The 21,027-nt window shown below is 72.4% G+C and carries 24 protein-coding genes and 1 pseudogene; 13 read left to right on the forward strand and 12 right to left on the reverse strand.

The features are described 5' to 3' along the window. Nucleotides 1-14: 14 nt before the first annotated feature. Genes catA through QJ852_21300 form a run of 3 tightly spaced genes read left to right on the forward strand, consistent with a single transcriptional unit; the run spans nucleotide 15 to nucleotide 1,980 of the window. Nucleotides 15-866 (forward strand): catechol 1,2-dioxygenase, encoded by an 852-nt coding sequence (gene catA / locus QJ852_21290; GenBank protein ID WGX95677.1) that lies wholly within the window; start codon nucleotides 15-17, stop codon nucleotides 864-866. Continuing rightward, a complete protein-coding gene (gene catC, locus QJ852_21295; GenBank protein ID WGX95678.1) occupies nucleotides 866-1,141 on the forward strand; it encodes a muconolactone Delta-isomerase in 276 nt (91 codons plus the stop codon). The genes catA and catC overlap by 1 nt, the downstream gene beginning before the upstream one ends. Next, nucleotides 1,141-1,980 carry an alpha/beta fold hydrolase gene (locus QJ852_21300; GenBank protein ID WGX95679.1) on the forward strand — a complete coding sequence of 280 codons (840 nt, stop codon included), beginning with the start codon at nucleotides 1,141-1,143 and terminating at the stop codon, nucleotides 1,978-1,980. Before catC ends, QJ852_21300 begins: the two co-directional genes overlap by 1 nt. On the opposite strand, the gene QJ852_21305 is transcribed toward QJ852_21300, so the two are convergent. Continuing rightward, a complete protein-coding gene (locus QJ852_21305) occupies nucleotides 1,917-4,199 on the reverse strand; it encodes an arylsulfatase (GenBank protein WGX95680.1) in 2,283 nt (760 codons plus the stop codon). The two genes, QJ852_21300 and QJ852_21305, sit on opposite strands and share 64 nt — an antisense overlap. A gap of 134 nt (nucleotides 4,200-4,333) precedes the next feature. On the opposite strand from QJ852_21305, the pseudogene QJ852_21310 reads away from it, so the two are divergent. Beyond that, nucleotides 4,334-4,495, forward strand: a pseudogene (locus QJ852_21310) (MarR family transcriptional regulator). A gap of 173 nt (nucleotides 4,496-4,668) precedes the next feature. Here the strand turns inward: QJ852_21310 and QJ852_21315 are convergent. After that, complete coding sequence (locus QJ852_21315) at nucleotides 4,669-5,595, reverse strand: bile acid:sodium symporter (GenBank protein WGX95681.1); 927 nt, start codon at nucleotides 5,593-5,595, stop codon at nucleotides 4,669-4,671. Nucleotides 5,596-5,870: 275 nt separating this feature from the next. Then, nucleotides 5,871-6,176, reverse strand: coding sequence for a chorismate mutase (locus QJ852_21320; GenBank protein ID WGX95682.1), 306 nt, complete (start codon nucleotides 6,174-6,176; stop codon nucleotides 5,871-5,873). A gap of 105 nt (nucleotides 6,177-6,281) precedes the next feature. Between QJ852_21320 and QJ852_21325 the strand changes: the two genes are divergently transcribed. The 4 genes from QJ852_21325 (at nucleotide 6,282) to QJ852_21340 (ending at nucleotide 10,056) form a co-directional block, all read left to right on the forward strand. Further along, complete coding sequence (locus QJ852_21325) at nucleotides 6,282-7,637, forward strand: TrpB-like pyridoxal phosphate-dependent enzyme (GenBank protein ID WGX95683.1); 1,356 nt, start codon at nucleotides 6,282-6,284, stop codon at nucleotides 7,635-7,637. Nucleotides 7,638-7,792: 155 nt separating this feature from the next. Further along, nucleotides 7,793-8,974, forward strand: coding sequence for an RtcB family protein (locus QJ852_21330; GenBank protein WGX95684.1), 1,182 nt, complete (start codon nucleotides 7,793-7,795; stop codon nucleotides 8,972-8,974). 56 nt (nucleotides 8,975-9,030) lie between these two features. Continuing rightward, nucleotides 9,031-9,645, forward strand: coding sequence for a hypothetical protein (locus QJ852_21335; GenBank protein WGX95685.1), 615 nt, complete (start codon nucleotides 9,031-9,033; stop codon nucleotides 9,643-9,645). Between the two features lie 33 nt (nucleotides 9,646-9,678). Then, complete coding sequence (locus QJ852_21340) at nucleotides 9,679-10,056, forward strand: hypothetical protein (GenBank protein WGX95686.1); 378 nt, start codon at nucleotides 9,679-9,681, stop codon at nucleotides 10,054-10,056. Here the strand turns inward: QJ852_21340 and QJ852_21345 are convergent. After that, on the reverse strand, nucleotides 10,034-10,723 hold the full coding sequence (locus QJ852_21345; protein WGX95687.1) for a GntR family transcriptional regulator: 690 nt from the start codon (nucleotides 10,721-10,723) through the stop codon (nucleotides 10,034-10,036). The genes QJ852_21340 and QJ852_21345 overlap by 23 nt on opposite strands. Nucleotides 10,724-10,851: 128 nt before the next feature. Here QJ852_21345 and QJ852_21350 point away from each other — a divergent pair, with 128 nt between their 5' ends. Both QJ852_21350 and QJ852_21355 read left to right on the forward strand, forming a co-directional pair. Continuing rightward, nucleotides 10,852-11,262 carry a hypothetical protein gene (locus QJ852_21350; protein WGX95688.1) on the forward strand — a complete coding sequence of 137 codons (411 nt, stop codon included), beginning with the start codon at nucleotides 10,852-10,854 and terminating at the stop codon, nucleotides 11,260-11,262. Nucleotides 11,263-11,336: 74 nt separating this feature from the next. Next, nucleotides 11,337-11,960 (forward strand): alpha-ketoglutarate-dependent dioxygenase AlkB, encoded by a 624-nt coding sequence (locus QJ852_21355; protein ID WGX95689.1) that lies wholly within the window; start codon nucleotides 11,337-11,339, stop codon nucleotides 11,958-11,960. 18 nt (nucleotides 11,961-11,978) lie between these two features. Here the strand turns inward: QJ852_21355 and QJ852_21360 are convergent, their stop codons facing one another. The 6 genes from QJ852_21360 to QJ852_21385 all read right to left on the reverse strand — a co-directional run bounded on the left by QJ852_21360 (nucleotide 11,979) and on the right by QJ852_21385 (nucleotide 16,105). Beyond that, complete coding sequence (locus tag QJ852_21360) at nucleotides 11,979-12,374, reverse strand: VOC family protein (protein ID WGX95690.1); 396 nt, start codon at nucleotides 12,372-12,374, stop codon at nucleotides 11,979-11,981. Further along, on the reverse strand, nucleotides 12,371-13,177 hold the full coding sequence (locus QJ852_21365) for a hypothetical protein (protein WGX95691.1): 807 nt from the start codon (nucleotides 13,175-13,177) through the stop codon (nucleotides 12,371-12,373). Before QJ852_21365 ends, QJ852_21360 begins: the two co-directional genes overlap by 4 nt. A 16-nt stretch (nucleotides 13,178-13,193) precedes the next feature. Next, nucleotides 13,194-13,985, reverse strand: a complete 792-nt coding sequence (locus QJ852_21370) for a 3'(2'),5'-bisphosphate nucleotidase CysQ (GenBank protein ID WGX95692.1) — start codon at nucleotides 13,983-13,985, stop codon at nucleotides 13,194-13,196. Nucleotides 13,986-14,139: 154 nt separating this feature from the next. Next, the gene (gene pth / locus QJ852_21375) at nucleotides 14,140-14,742 is read right to left on the reverse strand and encodes an aminoacyl-tRNA hydrolase (protein WGX95693.1); all 603 of its coding nucleotides are present in this window, start codon (nucleotides 14,740-14,742) and stop codon (nucleotides 14,140-14,142) included. Nucleotides 14,743-14,840: 98 nt separating this feature from the next. Further along, complete coding sequence (locus tag QJ852_21380) at nucleotides 14,841-15,467, reverse strand: 50S ribosomal protein L25/general stress protein Ctc (GenBank protein WGX95694.1); 627 nt, start codon at nucleotides 15,465-15,467, stop codon at nucleotides 14,841-14,843. A 206-nt stretch (nucleotides 15,468-15,673) separates the two neighbouring features. After that, nucleotides 15,674-16,105, reverse strand: coding sequence for a MarR family transcriptional regulator (locus QJ852_21385; GenBank protein ID WGX95695.1), 432 nt, complete (start codon nucleotides 16,103-16,105; stop codon nucleotides 15,674-15,676). A gap of 78 nt (nucleotides 16,106-16,183) precedes the next feature. On the opposite strand from QJ852_21385, the gene QJ852_21390 reads away from it, so the two are divergent. After that, complete coding sequence (locus tag QJ852_21390) at nucleotides 16,184-16,819, forward strand: maleylpyruvate isomerase family mycothiol-dependent enzyme (protein WGX95696.1); 636 nt, start codon at nucleotides 16,184-16,186, stop codon at nucleotides 16,817-16,819. Nucleotides 16,820-16,833: 14 nt separating this feature from the next. On the opposite strand, the gene QJ852_21395 is transcribed toward QJ852_21390, so the two are convergent. Then, entirely contained in the window at nucleotides 16,834-17,043 is a 210-nt protein-coding gene (locus tag QJ852_21395; GenBank protein WGX95697.1) for a hypothetical protein, read from the reverse strand. A 132-nt stretch (nucleotides 17,044-17,175) separates the two neighbouring features. Between QJ852_21395 and QJ852_21400 the strand changes: the two genes are divergently transcribed. After that, nucleotides 17,176-18,540: a DUF222 domain-containing protein gene (locus tag QJ852_21400; protein ID WGX95698.1), complete on the forward strand. Its 1,365-nt coding sequence runs from the start codon at nucleotides 17,176-17,178 to the stop codon at nucleotides 18,538-18,540. Here the strand turns inward: QJ852_21400 and QJ852_21405 are convergent. Then, nucleotides 18,528-19,643, reverse strand: coding sequence for a DUF6318 family protein (locus QJ852_21405; protein WGX95699.1), 1,116 nt, complete (start codon nucleotides 19,641-19,643; stop codon nucleotides 18,528-18,530). The two genes, QJ852_21400 and QJ852_21405, sit on opposite strands and share 13 nt — an antisense overlap. A gap of 203 nt (nucleotides 19,644-19,846) precedes the next feature. On the opposite strand from QJ852_21405, the gene QJ852_21410 reads away from it, so the two are divergent. After that, nucleotides 19,847-21,019, forward strand: a complete 1,173-nt coding sequence (locus tag QJ852_21410; GenBank protein WGX95700.1) for an ATP-binding protein — start codon at nucleotides 19,847-19,849, stop codon at nucleotides 21,017-21,019. Nucleotides 21,020-21,027: the final 8 nt, after the last annotated feature.

A 21,027-nucleotide genomic window follows, 5' to 3' on the forward strand; every position in this document is an offset into this window, starting at 1 on the left:
GAGAGGACACCGCCATGACCACCGAGGTCGCCACCGCCGCCGCGTCCGGCGCCAGCGCCACCGAGCGCTTCCACTCCGACAAGTCGCCCTACGCCGCGGTCAAGGACACGCCGCCCGAGCGGGTCGACCGGCTGGCCCGGCGCGTGCTCGACGCCGTCTACCAGACGGTCCGCGACGAGAAGGTCACCTACGACGAGTTCAACGCGCTCAAGGCGTGGATGATCGGCGTCGGCGAGGACGGCGAGTGGCCGCTCTTCCTCGACGTGTGGCTCGAGCACGTCGTCGAGGACGTCAACACCGCCCACCGCGAGGGCAACAAGGGCTCCATCGAGGGCCCGTACTACGTTCCCGGCGCCCCGGAGCAGGGCGCGACGGGCACCATCGGGATGCGCGAGGGCGAGGCCGGCACGCCGCTGGTGTGGACGGGCACGGTCACCTCGACCGACGGCACACCGCTCGACGGCGCGCTCGTCGAGCTGTGGCACGCCGACAGCGACGGCTTCTACTCGCAGTTCGCCCCTGGCATCCCGGAGTGGAACCTGCGCGGCAACTTCCGGGTCGGTGCCGACGGCGCCTTCGAGATCCACACGATCCAGCCCGCGCCGTACCAGATCCCGACCGACGGGTCCTGCGGCAAGCTGATCGCCGCCGCCGGCTGGCACGCCTGGCGTCCGGCACACCTGCACGTCAAGGTCTCCGCGCCCGGCCACGAGCTGCTCACCGCGCAGCTCTACTTCCCCGGCGACGAGCACAACGACGACGACATCGCCTCGGCGGTGAAGCCCGAGCTGATGCTCGCACCGCAGGCCCAGGCCGACGGATCGGCGACCGTCGACTACGGCTTCGTGCTGGACCCGGTTCGCTGATGCTCTTCTGTGTCCGGATGGACGTCGCGATCCCGCGCGACCTCGACCCCGCCGAGCGGGACGACGTGGTTGCGCGGGAGCGCGCGTACTCCCAGGAGCTGCAGCGCAACGGTGAGTGGGCGCACCTGTGGCGCATCGTCGGGCAGTACTCCAACATCAGCATCTTCGACGTGGAGTCGAACGCCCGGCTGCACGAGATCCTGTCGGGACTGCCGCTGTTCCCCTACATGCGGATCGAGGTCACCGCGTTGACCGCGCATCCGTCGGCGATCTGATGTCACCCTCGGTCGCGCTCCGCCACCTGTCCGGCGTCCCCGGTCGGCCGCTGCTCGTCGTCGGTCCCTCCCTGGGTACGACGGTCGACCGCCTCTGGGGGACGGTCGCCGCGGCGCTGCCGGGCTGGAACGTCCTCGGCTGGGACCTGCCCGGCCACGGCGCCAGCCCGGCCGCCGACCGGCTCACCCCGGGCTTCTCGATGGCGGCACTCGCCGATGCGGTGCTCGCCGCGGTCGACGAGGCCGTCGGCTCCGCCGTCCCGTTCGGGTACGCCGGCGACTCGGTCGGCGGCGCGGTCGGGCTCCAGCTCGCCCTGGACCACCCCGACCGGGTCACGTCACTGGCCGTGCTGTGCAGCGCCGCGACCTTCGGTGGTCCGGCCGGCTGGCGCGACCGGGCCGCACTGGTCCGGGCGGAGGGGATGGCGCCGATGCTGGCGTCCTCGCCGGCGCGCTGGTTCGGCAGCGCGATCCCCGAGGAGCGGCGGGCCGCCGCACTCGGCGACCTCGCCACCGTCGATCCCGAGGGCTACGCCCGGGTGTGCGAGGCGCTCGGCGGCTTCGACGTGCGGGCCCGCCTGGCGTCGCTGGGGGTTCCCCTGCTCGCCGTCGCCGGCGCAGAGGACGTCGCCACGCCGCCCGCCGTACTCGCGGAGATCGCCGACGGCGTCGCGGACGGACGACTCGAGGTGCTCGACGGCGTCGGGCACCTGGCACCACTCGAGGCGCCCGCCGAGGTGGCGACGCTGCTGGGCGACCTGCTCGGCTCCGCGGCTCACTCCGAGCGCAGCAGGGCCGTCAGCCGCGCCCGCTCGGCATCGAGGTCCGCCAGCGCCTGACCCCCCGTGAAGGTCACCGAGCGCAGCACGCCGGTCCACGGGAACGGCGGCGAGTAGTCGTCGCTCACCGGGAAGCCCGCGTCGTGGCCCAGCCGGAGCCCGCCGCCGCCGATCTGGATGCCGCTCGCACCCATCCCCTCGGGGAACGGCGCCCGGGCGACCTCGGCCCCGTCGACCAGGAGGACGCCGTCGGCCCCGGCCAGGCGGAACCCGACCGTGTGCGGACCCGGCGTCAGCGGCACGGCCGACGTGACGTCGTACGGCGTGCTGGTGGCGTTGAGCAGGAAGCGCGGGCGGCCGTCGACCACGACGAGCGCCCAGCCGTTGGACCAGTCGCCGATGGCGGCGAGCACCCCCTCCCCTCCCCCGTCCGGTACGACGACGTCCGCCTCGACCAGCGCCCCCAGCGCGAGCGAGGGCACGGCCTCGTCGGCCACCGGGTGGGCGCCGGGCCGGACGACGAGCCGGTCGGGCACCGGCCACAGCGGCGGCTCGATGCCGGGCAGGTGGCCGTAGAGCCCGTCGGTCAGGGGGAACACCTGGTTGGCCTCCGCCTCCGCCTCCCAGCGCGCCGTCAGATCGGCGACCACGTCGGGGTACTGATCGGCGAGGTCGTGCGCCTCGGAGAAGTCGTCGTCCAGCCGGAACAGGCACCAGCGGTCGGTGGCGAAGTCGCGACTGCCCGGGAGCATCCGCTCGTCGTCGACGCCGGACGAGACGTGGTCGGTGGTGGCCTTCCAGCCGTCGTGGATGATCGAGCGCGAGCCGAGCATCTCGAAATACTGGGTGGTCCGGGGCGCCGGGGCCGCGGGGTCGGCCATCGTGGCGGCGAGCGAGGCGCCGGCCAGCGGCTGCTGGACGACCCCGTCGACCTGGTCCGGCACGGGCACGCCGCACAGATCGAGCACGGTGGGCGCGATGTCGACGACATGGCACCACTGCTCGCGGGTCCCGACCGGGGCGACCACGCCGCGCGGCGGCTTGAGGACCATCGGGACGCGGACGCCACCGAGCCAGGAGTAGCGCTTCCACAGGTGGAACGGAGTGTTCCCCGCCCACGCCCAGCCCCAGGGGTAGTGGTTGTAGCCGCGCCAGCCGCCGATGTCGTCGATGGCGGCGAGGTTGTCGGCCAGGTCGTCACCGACCCCGAACCCGAAGCGGTGCTCGTTGAGCGAGCCGATCCGGCCGCCCTCGGCACTGGCCCCGTTGTCGGAGGTCAGCACGATCATCGTCTCGTCGAGGACCCCCAGCTCCTCCAGGGCGTCGAGCAGCCGGCCCAGGTGGTGGTCGAAGTGCGCGACGAAGCCGGCGTGTGCCTCGGCGTACCGCGCGAAGAGGCGGCGCTCCTCGGGCCCCAGGGCGGCCCAGTCCTGCACCCACGCCGGGCGCGGGGTCAGTGTGGTGCCGGTCGGGACGACGCCGGTGGCGAGCTGGCGGGCGAAGGTGCGCTCGCGCAGCACTTCCCAGCCGTCGTCGAAGCGGCCGGCGTACCTGTCGATCCACTCCGCCGGCGCCTGGTGCGGCGCGTGGCCGGCGCCGGGGGCGAGGTACATCAGGAACGGCTTGTCAGGGGCGGCGTGCTGTTGGTCCTTGACCAGCCGGATCGCCTCGTCGACCAGGTCCTCGCTGAGGTGGTAGGCCTGCTCCGGGGTCGCGGGCGGCTCGACGGGCGAATTGTCGCGGTAGAGCGTCGGCGTCCACTGGTTGGCGTCGCCGTGGAGGAAGCCGTAGAAGCGCTCGAAGCCCTGGCCCAGCGGCCAGGTGCCGAACGGCCCGGCGGCGGTGCGGTCGTTGCGCGGCGTCAGGTGCCACTTGCCGACGGCCATCGTGTTCCACCCGGCGTCGCGCAGGATGCGGGGCAGGGTGGCCGCGGACGCGGGGATCCGGCCGCTGTAGCCGGGATAGCCGCCAGGCATGTCGGCCAGGAACCCGATGCCGACCGCGTGCGCGTTGCGGCCGGTGAGCAGGGACGCGCGGCTCGGCGAGCACATCGCCGTCACATGGAAGCGGTTGTAGCGCAGCCCCTGCCCCGCGATCCGGTCGATGCTCGGGGTGTCGATCTCGCCGCCGAAGGTGCCGAGCTGACCGAAGCCGATGTCGTCGAGCAGGACCACCAGGACGTTCGGGCGGCCCGCCGGTCGCGGTCGGGGCGGGTGGTGCGGCGTCGATCCGGCCGCGGTGCGGGCGATCACGGGTCCGGCGGTGGGGATCTTGCTCACGGACGGCCTCCTACGATGCTCGGGTGACGGACTTCGGCGTGCTGCTCAGCCTCGCGGGCGTGGTGTTCGTCGATGCCCTCCACGAACGGCTGGCCGGAGCGGGGTTCGACGACTTCACCGTCCGCAGCGGATGGGTGCTGCGCACGCTCGGGGAGGAGGAGCTCAGCCTGCGCGACCTGGCCGACCGGATGGGACTGAGCAGTCCCGGGACGCTCAAGGCGATCGACCCGATGCTGCGGGCCGGCTATCTCGAGCGGGCTCGGACGAACGACCGCCGGGTGCGGGCGGTGCGGGTCACCGACCGGGGCCGGGCCGCCCTCGCCTGCGCCACGGCCTTCCACGCCGAGTTCGAGGCGGGGCTGGCCGCCGACGCCGGCGCAGCCGACGCCGCCGCGACCCGGCGCACGCTCGAGGCGCTGGTCGAGCGGGGCTCGGCGCACCTGCCGTCGTCGCTGCTGCCCGAGGACGCTCATCGGGCCGGCTCCGCGGCGGGCGGCCGGCGCCGCCACAGCGAGGAGAGTCCGAGACCGGTGCACACGTCCCACAGCGCCCAGAAGGCAACGACCAGGGCGACCCCGCCGAGCCGGTCGAAGTAGGCCAACGCCAGCACCAGCCCCAGGGCCGTGTTGCGCACCCCCATCTCGAAGGTCATCGCCCGCACTCCGGCCGGCGGCAGCAGCAGGAGCCGGCCGACGGCGTACCCGACGAGCAGGACGAGGGCGTTCTGGACGATCGCGGGCAGCGCCACCTCACCGAGGTGCTCCACGATGACGCCGCCGCGGGCGGCCACACCGGCGACGATCACCAGGACCAGGACCGCGAGGACCGCGACCTCCACCGGACGGCGCAGCAGGGCCGCGACCCGCGGCCGGCGCGTCGCCACCGCGACCCCGAGCACGAACGGCAGACCGATGAGGAGCGCGACCTCGACCCCCATCGCGACCGGGTCGAGGCTGATGTCCCGCAGCAGCGCGTCGGCCGCGGGGTGACGCTCCGCCCAGAACCCGAACGCGAACGGCGTCGCGAGCACGGCGACGAGATTGGAGCAGGTGGTCAGCGCGATCGACAGCGCGACATCACCGTGGGCGCGGTGCGTGAGCAGGTTGGAGAGGTTGCCGGCCGGACAGCACGCGATGAGCAGCATGCCCAACGCCACCGAGCCGCCGACGTCGAGCGCGCGGCACAGCAGCAGCGTCAGCGCGGGCAGTACCACGAACTGCGCCGCCAGTCCCGCCACCAGCACCCCCGGCCGGCGCAGCACCGCGCGCAGATCGGCCACCCGGGTGTCCAGCGCCACACCCAGCAGGAAGACGGCGATCAGGACCTTGATCCCGGTCTGCGCCCCCTCACCCAGGGAGAGCCGGAGGGTGTCCAGGTCGGACGCGGCGATGGTCATCCGTCCCCCTCCGCCCATTTTGTTAACCTTAGTTAAGCATATGGCCGGGCGGATGCTTGTAACTAAGGGTTACCGCACGAAAAAGGCGCCACAGCACCGAGGTAGTAGCCACAGCACCCGGGTAGATCACTCGGGGGGCGTCGACCCATGACCGCGCGGACCGACCGGGCGACTACCCGGGCGCTGGGACTACCACCCGGGTGCTGTGGCTACTACCCGGGTGCTGTGGCACGCGAATTCGTGCTGTAACCCTTAGTTACATGGGCCGAGCGCGCTCAGTCGTCCTCGTTCTCCTCGGCGAACTGCTCGTGGTTGCGGATGACCTCGGCGATGATCACGTTGAGGATCTTCTCGGCGAAGTGCGGGTCAAGACCCGAGCTCTCCGCCATCGACCTCAACCGCGCGATCTGGACCGCCTCGCGGGCGGGGTCGGCCGGCGGCATGCCGGCGCTCGCCTTCAGGCGACCGACCGTCTCGGTGCACTTGAAGCGCTCCGCCAGCAGGTGCACGAGGGCGGCGTCGAGGTTGTCGATGCTCGACCGGAGTCGGTGGAGCTCGGCCCGGGCGTCGTCTGCACTCACACACCGAATCCTGCCCTACGCCGCAGTGGCGGCGTCCAGGCGTCTCGGGCGCAGCCGAGACGCCCTAGGATCCGAGCACCCGAGAAGCCTTCCGAGAGGAACCCCATGAGCGACCAGGTGATGTACACCCTCGAGCCCGACGAGCAGCCGACCCACTGGTACAACATCGTCGCCGACCTCCCGGTCCCCCCGCCGCCCCCGCTCCACCCGGGCACCCACCAGCCGGTCGGCCCGGATGACCTCGCGCCGCTGTTCCCGCCGGAGTTGATCGCACAGGAGGTCACCGGCGAGCGCTACGTCGAGATCCCCGAGCCGGTGCTCGACGTCTACCGCCAGTACCGGCCCAGCCCGCTCTACCGCGCGCGTCGCTGGGAGGAGCGACTGGGCACCAGCGCCCGGATCTACTACAAGTACGAGGGCGTCTCGCCGGCCGGCTCGCACAAGGTCAACACCGCAGTCCCGCAGGTCTACTACAACAAGATCAACGGCATCACCCGGCTCACCACGGAGACCGGCGCGGGCCAGTGGGGCACCGCCCTGTCGTACGCCGCGTCGCTGTTCGGCGTCACCTGCGAGGTGTGGCAGGTCGGCGCCTCCTTCGACACCAAGCCGCAGCGACGCACCCTGATCGAGGTCTTCGGCGGAACGGTGCACCGATCGCCCAGCCGGCTCACCGAGTCGGGCAAGGCGTTCGCGGAGGAGCACCCGGGCTCGCTGGGCATCGCGATCTCCGAAGCGGTCGAGGTCGCGGCCCAGGACCCCGAGGCGAAGTACGCCCTCGGCTCGGTGCTCAACCACGTCCTGCTGCACCAGAGCGTCATCGGCGAGGAGGCGCTGCGCCAGCTGGCCAAGGCCGGCGAGTCCGGCGCTGACCTGGTCGTCGGCTGCGCCGGCGGCGGCTCGAACTTCGCGGGGCTGGCCTTCCCGTTCCTGCGGGAGAAGCTCGCCGGCAACCAGGCGCCGCGGATCCTCGCGGTCGAGCCGAGCTCGTGCCCGACGCTGACCCGCGGCGAGTACCGCTACGACTTCGGCGACACCGCCGGCCTCACGCCGCTGATGAAGATGCACACGCTCGGCCACGACTTCGTGCCCTCGCCCATCCACGCCGGCGGCCTGCGCTACCACGGGATGGCGCCGCTGGTCTCGCACGCTGTCAACGAGGGCTACATCGACGCCGTCGCCCTCCACCAGAGCGAGTGCTTCGAGGCCGCCGTCGAGTTCGCCCGCACCCAGGGCATCGTTCCCGCACCCGAGTCGTCGCACGCGCTCGCCCAGGCCCGGCGCGAGGCGCTCGCGGCCGCGGAGACGGGCGCCGAGCCGGTCATCGTGATCGGGCTCTCCGGGCACGGCCTGCTCGAGCTCGGCGCCTACGAGAGCTTCCTCGGCGGTCGGCTCGAGGACGATCCGCTGTCCGACGAGGCGCTCAGCGCGGCGCTGGCGAACGTGCCGGTGGTCGGCTGAGGGAACCCCGGCCGACCCGACCCCGTCTGCCCTTCTACGGCCCGGGAAATGCGTGTGCAACGCATTTCCCGGGCCGTAGCGTTCTCCGTCGGCCGCGGACGCGGCGGACCAGAGACCCAGCAGACACGAGAAGGGCAACGACACAGGAACCATCGATGGACAAGATCACCCCGACGCTCCTCAGCTGGGCGTCGATCCTCGAGCAGGGCACCCGCGACCAGGCGATGACGACGGCGAGCATGCCGTTCATCCACCCCCACCTCGCGCTGATGCCCGACGCCCACCTGGGCCTGGGCGCGACGGTGGGCTCGGTCATCCCGACCCTCGGCGCGATCATCCCGGCCGCGGTCGGCGTCGACATCGGCTGCGGCATGATCGCCGTGCGCACCCGGTTCACCGCCGACGAGCTGCCGGCCGATCGGCGCCCGCTGCGGGAGGCGATCGAGCGGGCGGTCCCGCTCTCGGCCGGTGCGGCCAACCAGCGCATCTCCCGCAGCCACACCGAGCGCCGGCTCGAGGAGCTGACCGCCGCGGCCGAGCGGGCCGGCTTCGACCCCGGACGGTACGCCCAGCGGTGGGAGCTGCAGCTGGGCACGCTCGGCTCGGGCAACCACTTCATCGAGGTGACGGTCGACGAGGAGCAGCGCGTGTGGCTGTTCCTGCACTCCGGCTCGCGAGGCGTCGGCAACAGGATCGCCCAGCACCACATCGAGATCGCTCGCGACCTGTGCGCGAAGTGGTGGATCGAGCTGCCCCACAAGGACCTCGCCTACCTCGCCGAGGGCACCGACGAGTTCTGGGCGTACATCCGCGAGATGCGGTGGGCACAGCGCTACGCCCTGCTCAACCGCGAGGAGATGATGGACCGGGTGCTCCGACAGTTCGCGGAGTGGGTGGGCCTCGGCTCGGCCGACGACGTCGAGCGGCTCGAGGAGATCAACTGCCACCACAACTACACCGAGCAGGAGCGCCACTTCGGCAAGAACGTGTGGCTCTCCCGCAAGGGCGCGATCAACGCCGAGCGGGGACGGCCCGGCCTGATCCCGGGATCGATGGGCACGGCGTCGTACGTCGTCAGCGGACTCGGCAATCCGGTCGCCCTCAACTCGGCACCGCACGGCGCGGGGCGGGAGTACTCCCGCTCGAAGGCGCGCCGGACGTTCACCCGCGAGCAGCTGCGGGAGGCGATGGCGGGCATCGAGTACCGCGACACCGACGCGTTCATCGACGAGATCCCCGCGGCGTACAAGGACATCGACCAGGTGTTGGCCGACGCGGCCGACCTGGTCGAGGTCCGGCACACGCTGCGCCAGATCGTGAACGTGAAGGGCGACTGAGCACGGCTCGGGACCCGGCGATGACAGCGGTCGGGGCGGTCGGCTTGAATGGCGGGATGGAGGACGACCATCCCGACCTGACCGACCTGCCCTGGCCGCTGTCCGGCGCGGACGCCCTGCGCGCGGAGCTGGTGGCGGCGTACGCCGACCCGAGCCGTGGCCATCACGGCACCCGCCATCTCGCCGAGGTGCTGCAACGGCTCGACGAGCTCGCGGCCGCCGGGGCGTCGTACCAGCGGACGCCGGTGCTGCTCGCGGCCTGGTTCCACGACGCGGTGTACGACGGCGAGCGGGATGCCGAGGAGCGCTCGGCGACGTGGGCGGAGGAAGCCCTGCCCGAGCACACCGACGCGGACACGGTGACCGAGGTCGCACGGCTGGTCCGGCTGACCGAGCACCACCGCCCGGACCCCGCGGACGCCAACGGCTGCGCGCTGTCCGACGCGGACCTCTCGATCCTGGCGGCGCCCCGGGAGCGCTACGACGAGTACGTCGCGGCCGTGCGCTCGGAGTATGCCCACCTCGCCGACGATGTGTTCGCCGCCGGGCGCGCCGAGGTGCTGCGCGCCCTGACCGACACGCCGACGCTGTTCCGCACGGCCCACGGCCACAGCCGCTGGGAGCAGCCGGCGCGGGACAACGTGACCCGCGAGCTGGCCGGCCTGCCGTAGGCCGCGTCACCCGTCGCCACGCACAATGGAGGCGTGGACGACAGCGTGATCTTCCGGGCGCGGGCGCAGGTGCTGGCCGACCTGCAGGCCCGGGCCCTCGGTACGCCGGACTCCGTGACCGCCCTCGAGGACGCCTGCTCCGAGCGCCGCTGGTGGCTGGGACAGTGGCCGGAGGGCGCACCGTTCATCGCCGGGCTCGTGGCCCAGGACGTGCAGGACGCCCTCGCCGACCGGTTCGGCCGCCAGGCCCAGGAGGGCTTGTGGCCGGTGTGCACCCGCTGCGACGGCGGGCCCGTGCACGCCCTGCACATCGAACCCGACCTCGGCGGCCCCGATCCCACCTGGGTGTGCGAGGAGTCGGGCGTCGCCGTCGCCCCGCTCGGCGGACTCAGCCGCGGAGCAGCAGGCTGATCGCATGGTGGTCGCCGCGGTGGACCGTGCGCGACACCTCCACCGCTGTCTCGGCGGCACAGGCCCGGCGGTCATGCCTCAGCACCGGCGCGCCGGGCGGCAGCTCGAGCAGCGCGGCCTCCTCGGCGGTGGCCGCGCAGGCGGCGAGGACGTCCTCCGACCAGGTGGGGCGCAGGCCGCGGGCACCGAGGTCGTCGTACAGGCTGCCGGGGAGGGCGTCGAGCAGACCGGGCACCCGGCGCTCGACCAGGTACGTCTCGGAGAGGCAGACCGGACGCCCGTCGGCCATCCGCAGCCGCCGCCAGCGCACCAGCGGCACCCCGGGCGCGACGAGGAGCGCGGCGGCCAGCGCCTGACCGGCCGGCACCCGCTCGGCGATCAGGGTCCGCGCCTCGGCGACCACCCCGCGGCGCGCCATCTCCTCGGTGAAGCCGTGCACGCCCGTCGCGGTCCGTCGCGGCGCCGCGACGAAGGTGCCTCGGCCAGGCACCCGCTCGAGCACGCCCTCGGCCACCAGCGCGTCGAGCGCCTGGCGCACGGTCATCCGGGCCACGCCGAAGCGGTCGACCAGGTCCCGCTCGGACGGCGCCGCCGTACCGGGGGCGCTGCCGGCGACCAGGCCGCGGACGTACTCACGGATCGTGACGTGCTTGAGCGAACGGCTCATCGACCCCCCATGTGGTGCAGGCGCGTGCGGCGACCCTAGGGACGGGCGCGGCGCCCCGTCCCGGGAATCGCCGTTTCTTTGCCGTCGGGCACGGCCCGACCGCTGGGCGGGCGTCCGTAGGCTCCGGCATGCGGTCCGCGGTCGAGCTGTCCTCAGCGCTGGTCAACGGCCTCGGCACCGCCGCGTGGGTGGCGGTGCCCGATATCGCCTCGACGCGCCGGGCCCGCGCCGCGCTGCGGACCGGCATCCTCGGCGCCACGGTCACCGCCTTCGTGCTCGCCGAGCGCCACGGCCGAACCGACGTCGAGGAGCTGGACGGGGAGGAGGCGGACGGGGAGGAGCCGGACGGACGGCCGTGGCTGACCGTCGGCGCCGCGGCGGCGCTCAGCGTGATCACCCACGTCCTGGTCACGCGCGGCGTCGATGCCGGTGCGGATCGGCTGCGCCGGCGCGGCGTCCGCCACCCGCGGACGCTCCTCGGTGCCGCGCTCGGCACCGTGGTGGCGATCGGCGAGCTCGCCGCCCCCGACCGGCGCTAGGGGACGCGGACCACGCCGCGATCCGCATCGGCATGCGTGCGAACATCTGTTCGAACCCGAGGTATCCTCGATCCATGACGGTCGACTTCCAGACCAGCCTGTTCGAGACCGGCAGCCCGCAGGCCGAGGCCGCCACGGAGCGCCGCCCACTCAGCGCCGGCGCCTGGGTCGATGTCGCACGCGACTGGCTGCCCGACGCCGACGACGTGTTCGCGACCCTGGTCCGCGAGGTGCCCTGGCGTGCCGAGCGGCGGGCGATGTACGACCGGGTCGTCGACGTGCCTCGCCTCGTGTTCACCTACATGATCGGCGACGACCTGCCCCACCCGGCCCTGACCCGGGCCCGCGAGCGGCTGACGGCGCGGTACGCCGACGAGCTCGGCGAGCCGTTCCGCACGGCCGGCTGCTGCTACTACCGCGACGGCCGCGACAGCGTGGCCTGGCACGGCGACACCATCGGCCGCGGCTCGACGGACGACACGATGGTCGCCATCGTCTCCGTGGGCGACCCGCGCCGACTTCACCTGCGCCCGCGCGACCCGGATCGCCGCGACGAGGCGTTCGCGGTCGAGATGGGCCACGGCGACCTGGTCGTCATGGGCGGGTCCTGTCAACGCACCTGGGAGCACGCCGTACCCAAGGTCGCCTCCGCCGGCCCGCGGATCTCCGTGCAGTTCCGGCCCCTGAACGTCTTCTGAGGCTGCCGGCACCGGCCACTAGGACCCGTCCACCTCGGCCTGCGAGCGCAGGATGCAGAACTCGTTGCCCTCGGGGTCGGCGAGGACCACCCAGCCGCTGCCCGGGCCGTGGATGCCGCGGTGGTCGGCGACCTGGGTGGCGCCGTAGCGCAGCAGCCGGTCGACCTCCTCGTCACGGGTGCCGGTGCGCGGACGCAGGTCGAGGTGCAGCCGGTTCTTGCCCGTCTTGCGCTCGGGCACCTCGATGAACAGCAGCCGGTGACCCGAGTCCGGATCGACGATCATGCACTCCTCGTGCCCGGGTTCGTTGGGGTCGCCGGGGAGGTCGGTGTAGCCGAGGACGGGCTTCCACCACTCCGAGAGCTCGAAGGCATTGGCGCAGTCGACCGCGGTGTGGGAGACGTACGACGTCACGGGCTCACTCCTTGCGACGGGGACGGGGTGGGGGTCGGCGTCGGGGACGGGGCGGGGGTCCCGCTCGGCGTGGGCGTCGGGGTCGGCGTGTCACTCGGTGTGACCGGGTCCGTCGGCTCGGTCGGCACGGGACCCGTCGGGGTCTCGGTCGGGGTCGGTGTCGGCACCGGGGTGGGGGTGGGGGTCGGCGTCTCCTCCGCGGGCGGCTCCGGCCGGCGCTCCCCCTTGCCCTTGCCGCCGTTGCCGAACACACCGGTCAACGAGGTGCGGTCGCTGCCGTCCGTGCCGCCGGTGATCGTGGAGACGCTCTTGCCGGCGAGGAGCTCGACGGCGCTGATCACGAGCAGCGAGAGCACGAACACCGTGGCCGCGAGCACGGCGATCCGCTTCCACTGCAGCTCGGCCCAGCGACTGCGCTCCGCCGGAACCGCCTGAGGAGCGGGCTCGTCGGCGAGCTCCTCTCCCGCGGCGTCGAGATGGCGGTGGGCGCGGTCCAGCTCCCGCTCGGCCGCCTCCGGGTCGGAGCGCCGCGCGGCGCGGCGTACGTTCTGGTCGGCGAGGGTGACCCGCTGCAGCGCCGCGGCCTGGACCTCGGCCATCCGTCGGCGGCTGGACTCGATGCCCTGCTTGTAGAGCGCAGAGCTGACCGTCGCGATGATGCTGCCCAGCGCGGCGCCGATCAGGGTGCCGGCAGCGCCCAGCGTGGAGAGCAGCACCGCGACGGTGACGGCCGCGCCGGCACCCGCGAAGGTCGCGGGCCAGTCGATCCGCGACTTCGCTTCCTCGGTGTCGGTCTCAGCCATCGCGTCGCCGTAGGGCTCAGTCGGTGCCGTTCGCGGCGATGAAGGCGAGGATCTTCGCGGACAGCTCGGAACGGCACACGATCACGTCGGGCAGGTAGACGTCGGCCTGGTTGTAGACCAGCTCGCTCCCGTCGACCCGCGAGGTGAACAGGCCCGCGGCCCGGGCGACCGCGACCGGAGCCGCGGAGTCCCACTCGTACTGGCCGCCCGCGTGGACGTAGGCGTCGGCCACGTCGCGGACCACCGACATCATCTTCACACCGGCCGAGCCCATCGGGACCAGCTCGGCGTCCAACTCGGCGGCCAGTGCCTGCACGAAGGCCGGCGGCCGGGTGCGGGAGACGGCGATCCGCGGGCGCTGCGACGTGCGGGCGGGCACCACCGGCGGCGTACCGGTGTTGAAGGTCTCGCCCAGCGCGGGCTGCGCCACGGCACCGGCGACCAGGTCGCCGTCCTGCCACAGGGCCACGTGCACCGCCCAGTCGTCGCGCGGCGGCTCGGAGAACTCGCGGGTGCCGTCGAGGGGGTCGACGATCCAGGCCCGGGTCGCGCGCAGGCGGGCGTCCTTGTCGGCGGCGTTCTCGAGCGCCTCCTCGGAGAGCACCGCGTCGTCGGGCCGGTAGGTCGCCAACAGCTGCATCAGCAACTCGTGGGCGGCGCGGTCACCGGCGTCCTTCAGCTCCTTGCCGGCCAGGCCCTCGGCGCGCACCTCCAGCAGCCGGCGACCCGCCTCCTCGGCCAGCCAGGCGGCGAGACGGTGGTCGTCGGCGACGACATCGGGAGCGGGGGTACCGGGCTCGAAAGTCACGCGGTCACCCTACCGATCCCCCGTTGAGTTGCCGCTTCCTGCACATTGACTTTCCCCTTCCTCACCGTCGAGTTACGAGACTCGGCACTCAACGATGGGGAGTCGGCAATTCAACGGTTGGAGACCGGCAACTCAACGGCGAGGATGCGGCAACTCAACTGTTGAAGCGAGACTGGGTCTTCTCGAGGCCGTCGGCGATCAGGCTCTCCACCGCGTCGGCGGCGGAGTCGATCTGGAACGGCAGCTCCTTGCGCTCCCTGGTCGCGTAGTTGGAGAGCACGAAGTCAGCGACCTCCTGGCGACCCGGCGGGCGGCCGATGCCGGCCCGGACCCGGTAGAAGTCGCCGGTGCCCAGCGAGGAGCGCATCGACTTGAGACCGTTGTGGCCGTTGTCGCCGCCGCCCTTCTTGACGCGCAGCGTGCCGAAGTCGATGTCGAGCTCGTCGTGGATCGCGACGACGCGCTCGGCAGGGACCTTGTAGAAGGTGGCGAGGGCCTTGACCGGCCCGCCCGACTCGTTCATGTACGAGCGGGACTTGGCGAGCACCACCCGAGGGGTGCCGGCGCCAGGGGCGCCCAGCCTGCCCTCGACGACATCGGCCCGCCCGGACTTGTGGGCACGGAAGCCGCTGCCCATCCGACGGGCCAGCTCGTCGACCACGAGGTAGCCGATGTTGTGGCGGTGTCCGGCGTACGACGGCCCGGGGTTGCCGAGGCCGACCACGAGCCAGACGTCGGCGCTGGTCGCGTCAGCCACGGGGGTCTCCTCGGCGTCGGGTGCGGCGGTGCTCCCCGGCGCGGTCGTCCGCGCCGGGGAGATGAGTCGACCCAGGAACCACCTGAGCCGGCTCAGGGTCACTCGCTGTCGCCACCCTCGGCGGCCTCGGCCGGCGCCTCGGTCGCGGCGGTCTCGGCGGCCTCGTCGGCGGCCGGCTCCTCGGCGACCTGCTCGGTCACGTTGACGACGAGGGTCTCGGCGTCGGTCAGCAGAGTGACGCCCGAGGGCAGCTCCAGCTGGCCCGCGAGGAACTGGGTGCCGGCCTCGGCGCCCTCGATGTTGACCTCGAACTGCTCGGGGATGTGGGTGGCCTCGGCCTCGACCTGGACGGTGGTGTTCTCGGTGACGACCAGGGTGCCGCTGATCGCCTCGCCGACGATGTGGACCGGGACGTCGACGGTGACCTTCTCGCCGCGCTTGACGGCGACGAAGTCGACGTGCTCGAGGACGCGGCGGACCGGGTCGACCTGGACCTGCTTGGTCAGGGCGAGCTGCGCGGTGCCGTCGATGTCGAGCTCGAGGAGCGCGTTGGCGCCGCCGTGCTTGAGCGCCATCATCGTGGCGTGGCCCGGGAGGGTCAGGTGGATCGGCTCGTTGCCGTGGCCGTAGACGACGGCGGGGACGTTGTTGTCGCGACGGATCCGGCGGGCGGCGCCCTTACCGAACTCGGTGCGGACCTCGGCCTTGATCTTCTCGGTGCTCATGGGGAATCTCCTGCTCGTCACGTAGTGGTGGGGTGCTGCCGCCCCGGAGACGAGGAACGCCGCGCTTCCCTCACCCGGTGACCGGCAGGGCGCGCGGCGTCGTGAAGACGAGCCGGCCCAGTCGATCACGGAGTCACAGAAGCAGGTGCTCCCTCGCCGAGGCAACCGCAGAAGACTACCCGCGGCGCGGCGGCGGGACGAAATCGTCACCGGTAGGGATCGGTGATCTCCCGCAGGTCCCGCAGGGCGTCCGTCAGCGCCGCCAGGCGCTCGGCGCCCAGGTGCCGGCGCCACTCGCGCTCGATGGCCCGCTCCTCGCGGCGCGCGACCTGCTGCACCTCGCGGCCACGCGGCGCGATGACGACGAGGCGGGCCCGGGCGTCGGTGGGATCCGGCACCCGCGCGACGTACGCCGCCCGCTCCAACTGGTCGACGAGGACGCTCGCGCTCTGCTTGGTGATCCGCGCCTGCTCGGCGAGGTCGGTGACCCGGATCCCGTCCTCGCTCAGCCGGGCGGCGACGCGCGCCATCGCGGGCGTGAGGTCGGCGTACCCGGCGGCGAGCACGGCGTCGGAGACCCGCTGCTCGACGTAGCGGGCGCCGATGTACATGAGCAGTGCTGGATGCGGATCGCGCACTCCGGGTCTCCCGCTCTTGACGAAGTAGTCAGGCAGGCTGACTATAACAGTCAGGGACACTGACCACCGGAGGTCGTCATGGACAAGGCCACGATCTGGGCGCACATCCACGCCGAGCGAGCCGCATTGGCCGAGCTCCTGGCGGACCTCGACGACGAGGCGTGGCGGCACGACACCCTCTGCCCCGGGTGGAGCGTCCACGACGTCGCGGCGCACGTGATCTCCACCCCGCAGATCGGGTGGCGCTCGATGCCGGGGATGGTGGCCCGCAACCTCGGCCGCGGCTACAACACGATGATCTTCCGCGAGGTGAAGCGCCTCGGCGCCCGGGAGACGCGGGAGAGCATCCTCGGCGACTTCGAGAGGTACGCCGCCAGCACCCATCACGTCCCCACCACGACCTCGGTCGAGCCGCTGATCGACGCGCTCCTCCACCACCAGGACATCGCGCGCCCCCTCGGCCGGGAGCGCACGATGCCGGTCGAGGCGGCCGCGGTCGCCGCCGACCGGGTCCGCCGGCTGGCGCCGCTGATGGGAACCGGTCGACTCGTGCGGAGTGTGCGGATGGTGGCCACCGACGTCGCCTGGGAGCGCGGGTCCGGCCCGACCGTCACCGGCCCGATCCAGGAGCTGCTGATGCTCGCCTCCGGGCGGGCACCGGACCCGGCGCTGGTCGGCGGGGACGGGCTCGCGGCGGTGATGCCGCGCCCCTGAGGGCGACATCACTATCAGCGGGCCCGCCATCGCTCGATCGCGTCGGCGATCGCAGCGATCACTTGGACAAGCGCCCCGGGCCCGTGCGCAACGAGAGTGGTCGCCAGGATCGCCAAGCCGAAGACGAGCCAGAGAGGAGCGCCGGGTGGGCTCAGCCAGCCCGTGAGCGTGATCAGGGCGCTGATGGCGGCGAGGATGGCGAGACTCGACCACTGCGTGGGCATGCTGACTCCTGTCTGAGCGCCGAGCGCTTCAGCGGATTGCTTCGACTGCGCGGCATCTGGGCGTACACATGCGGAGGCAGCCGTATGTGTACGGCCGCGAGTCCCGGCGCGTCCACACCGCCGACCGGTCCAGTGATCAAGGACAGCCCGGTTTGTGTCGGACCCCCGGTGTTTGATCGGGACATGGTCAGTGATGGGGCGGTGGCGGGTCTGGAGGACCTGTCGGCGGTGGGGGTGCTCGAGTTCGTCGAGCGCCAGCACGCCGCGCGTCTGGAGGCTGAGCGTGAGGTGTTGCGGGCGGCGTATCAGTGGGCGGTGCTGCACCATCCCGACCGGCTGCCGCCCGATGATCGGCGGGGCCGGTCGCGGGCTCGTCGTGTGGGTGGGGCCGGCACGCCGCTGGTCACCGAGCATGCTGCGGCGGCGTTCGGTGCCCGGGTCCAGACCAGCCCGTATGGTGCACGCCGGTTGATCGCGGATGCGGTCGATCTGCATCTCCGCCTCCCGAGGCTGTGGGCCGGTGTTCGGGCCGGCACGGTGCGGGTGCCGCATGCCCGCCATGTCGCGGCCGCGACCCGGGACCTCACTCCTGAGGAGGCGGCCTGGGTCGACGGTGAGGTCCATGAGGTCGCGGACGGCCGGTTGGCGTGGGCGAGGTTCGAGTCCGTGGTGGAGGGCAAGGTCGCCGCTGCTGCGCCGGAGTTGGCTCGGGTCCGGGAGGAGGCTGCGGCGAAGGAGCGGTGTGCTCGCATGTCGCGGGTCGACCGGCACGGGATGGCGACGTTCACCATCAAGGCGGACGCGGTCACGATCGCGGGGATCGATGCTGCGGTGAGCGTGGTCGCGGAGGAACTGAAAGAACGGCAGCCGGACGCGGCCGTGAATGACCGTCGGGTCGCTGCCGCTGCGTTGTTGCTCAACCCGGCCGGTCACGAGGGTCTCGACCTCTCGGTCGGGCCGGTGAAGGTGCGAGCGAAGGTCTATCTCCATCTGTACGCCGATTCCCCGATCGCCCGGTTGGAGGGTCATGGTCCGGTCACGATCGGCCGCCTCACCCAGCTGCTGGGCGACAGCGGGTGCCAGGTGCGGGTCGCGCCGGTGGTGGATCTGCCCGGCCAAGCCCCGGTGGATGCCTATGAGATCCCCGCCCGGCTGCGTGAGGCGGTGCACCTGATCCACCCCGCCGACGTGTTCCCGTTCGCTGCGAACACCACCCGCAACGTCGATCTGGACCATGCGGTCCCCTACAGCGAGGGCGGGCCGACCAGCATCGGCAACCTGGGGCCGTTGACGCGTACCCATCACCGGGTCAAGACCCACGCCGGTTGGGAGGCGCGACATCCGTTCCCCGGGATCGTGATCTGGCGCGATCCCTACGGGGCCCACTACCTCATCGACCCGACCGGCACCCGCCGGGTCACCCCCACCACCGGTGACGAGACACCGACCCGCACCGACATCATCCTCACCCAACTGCTGCTGAACTACGCGGCGTGACCCGGCCCGTCGATCGTGACGGTGCCGGGGATGGCCTGCCACGGGCCGTCCGCGGTCCGGTACCGGCCGGTGTAGGTCGTCGACAGGCTGGGCAGGTACTCGCCCCTGCGCAGGTAGTTGTGGGTGATCCGGAGCTCGGGGTACGCCGCCCCCGGCTCGGACGTGGTCCGCGACCGTCCGTCGCCGAAGTGCCACACGAAGGTCGCCGGCGTCGCCTCCAGGGTGACCTGCTGCCCGAGGAGCGTGACGGTCGTGCTGATCGGATCGGTGCTGGTCGTATAGAAGTTGGTCCTGAAGTTGACGAGGGTCAAGCCGTCGGGCGGCTGGATCGTGAGGGTCCCGGCGGGAAGCTCGAGCTCGGCGAACGCGCGTCGCACATCTTCAGCGGTGAGAGCTGGCTGGTCGGTTCCTGAACAGAAGCCGACTGCTAAGAACTCGCCCGCTACCAAGTCGGCAGCATCGCAGACGTTATTGCCCAGGAGAACTGGCTGTGCAGCGGCGCCCGTAGGTCCGCCCGTCCCGGTGTTGTCGTCTGCAACAGCCGTGCTTAGCGGAGACGCGGCTGTGATCGTCGCCGCAGGGTTGTGCGTCTTGCTGCCGTCACCTTCCACCACAACTTGTTCTGGAGCCGATGCAGCGAGCTTGGCTTCAAAGGCGATGTCGGAGGGGTTGCTGCCGTTGAGTTGATTGATCTTCTTCAGGCGAACTTTGTAGTCGCCGCCTTCGAGGTGGCCGCCAGACTTGTAGAGCCGTCGGATGCCGTCCATACCTGCGCCACACCCGCCGCAGTTCGGCCCCGACGCAGCCTTGAGCGCCTTCACATCGCCGGTCACCTGCGCGTAGTTGATCAACTCCCAGTAGTACGTGATGAACGCCCGGGCGCCCTCCTCGTCCGCCCGCGTCGCCGCCCCCGGCAGCTCCGGCTCGGTCGGCGGCGCGGTGGGAGAGGGCGTGTCGATGGTGCCGGTCGGGCTCCAGGTCGAGGTCGGGTCGCGCGGTTCGGGGGAGTCATCACTGCAGGCGGCCGCGGAGAGGAGCAGGACGAGCGCGGCGGCGAGCAGACCGAGCACCGGCGGACCGCCGACGCTGCGGTGTGTGCGCATGGGTCCTCCCGAGAGGTGCAGCGCCCGGACCGGGACGCCTCGCGCCGCTATCCCGATCCGGGCGCTGGACGCCACCAAGACGGCGGCGGCCTGTGGAGGAACAGCCCGATATCCCCGGAAACCGTCATCGGCCGACCAGAGAGAGATTGATACTGACTTATACTTGCGTGAAGTATAAAGGCGTATCACAGCGTGGAGGCCGTATGCCGAGCAATCCCTACACCCCCGGACAGGTGCCGCGGATCCTCGCCGGCCGCGCCGTGGAGATGCGGCGGATCGAGGATCTGCTCGCGCGCGTCGCGACGTACGGCGAGCTCGGGGGCCCGCTCCTCGTGTTCCATGCGCCCCGCGGGATCGGCAAGACCTCGCTGCTGCGGGCCGGTCAGCGGCGCTCGGTGGAGTCCGGGTTCGTGACCGCCTGGGTGGCCTGCTCGCGCCAACAGCCCGTCCTCGCCGAGATCGCCTACAGCATCGCGCGCGCGCTCGAACGCGCCGACGCCGTCCCCGCGGGAGCCGCCGGCCATCGCTGGCGGGGCCAGCTCGAGCGGCTGACCGTCGAGGTCGGGATCCCGGGCGCGAAGGTCCAGGCCGAGGTGTCCCGGAAGGAGGCGACCGCTCCCCCGCACGCGGCCATCGGCGTCCTGGAGTCACTGCTGCACGAGGCGGCCGCGTCGGTCCGGCAGCACGGCGGCGCCGGCCTGTTCCTGCTCCTCGACGAGCTCCACACCGCGTCGGCCGACGAGATGGCGGTCCTGCTCAACACGCTGCAGAACCTCGACGGCGAGCGCGCGGACAATCCGCTCGCGACGGTCGCCGCCGGGCTGCCGGTCACCCCCGAGGCCCTCACCCGCGCGGCGACCTTCGGCGAGCGGAGCAACTTCGTCTCCCTCGAGGTGCTCTCCGACGACGATGCCCGCGCGGCGCTCGTCGCCCCGGCCGAGGCCGAGGGCGTGGGCTGGTCCGAGGCGGCGCTCGCCGCGATCGTCGCCGAGTCGCGCGGCTATCCCTATCTGATCCAGCTGCTGGGCAGCACCACCTGGGACGCGGCCGCACCGGACACCGGCGACCGGCTCACCCTCACCGCCGTGAAGCGGGGCCTGCCGGTGGCCCGGGACCAGCTCGCCGCGATGCACCGGGCCCGCTGGGGTGCGGCGTCCCGGCTGGAGCGGCGCTTCCTCTCCGCCATGGCCGCCGCGGGCGACGGCAATGTCACCCGGGCGGCCATCGCGGCCGGCATGGGGGTCGACTCCCGTGCCATCAGCGTCCCCCGTGAGCGGCTGATCGAGAAGGGCGTGATCGAGCCGGTCGGGCACGGACTGGTGCGGTTCACCCTGCCCGGCTTCGGCGCCTTCGTGCGGGGCCTGGACGACGCCTGAGCGGGCCG

This window comes from Nocardioides sp. L-11A, from assembly GCA_029961745.1.
In the GTDB taxonomy this organism is placed as follows: domain Bacteria; phylum Actinomycetota; class Actinomycetes; order Propionibacteriales; family Nocardioidaceae; genus Nocardioides.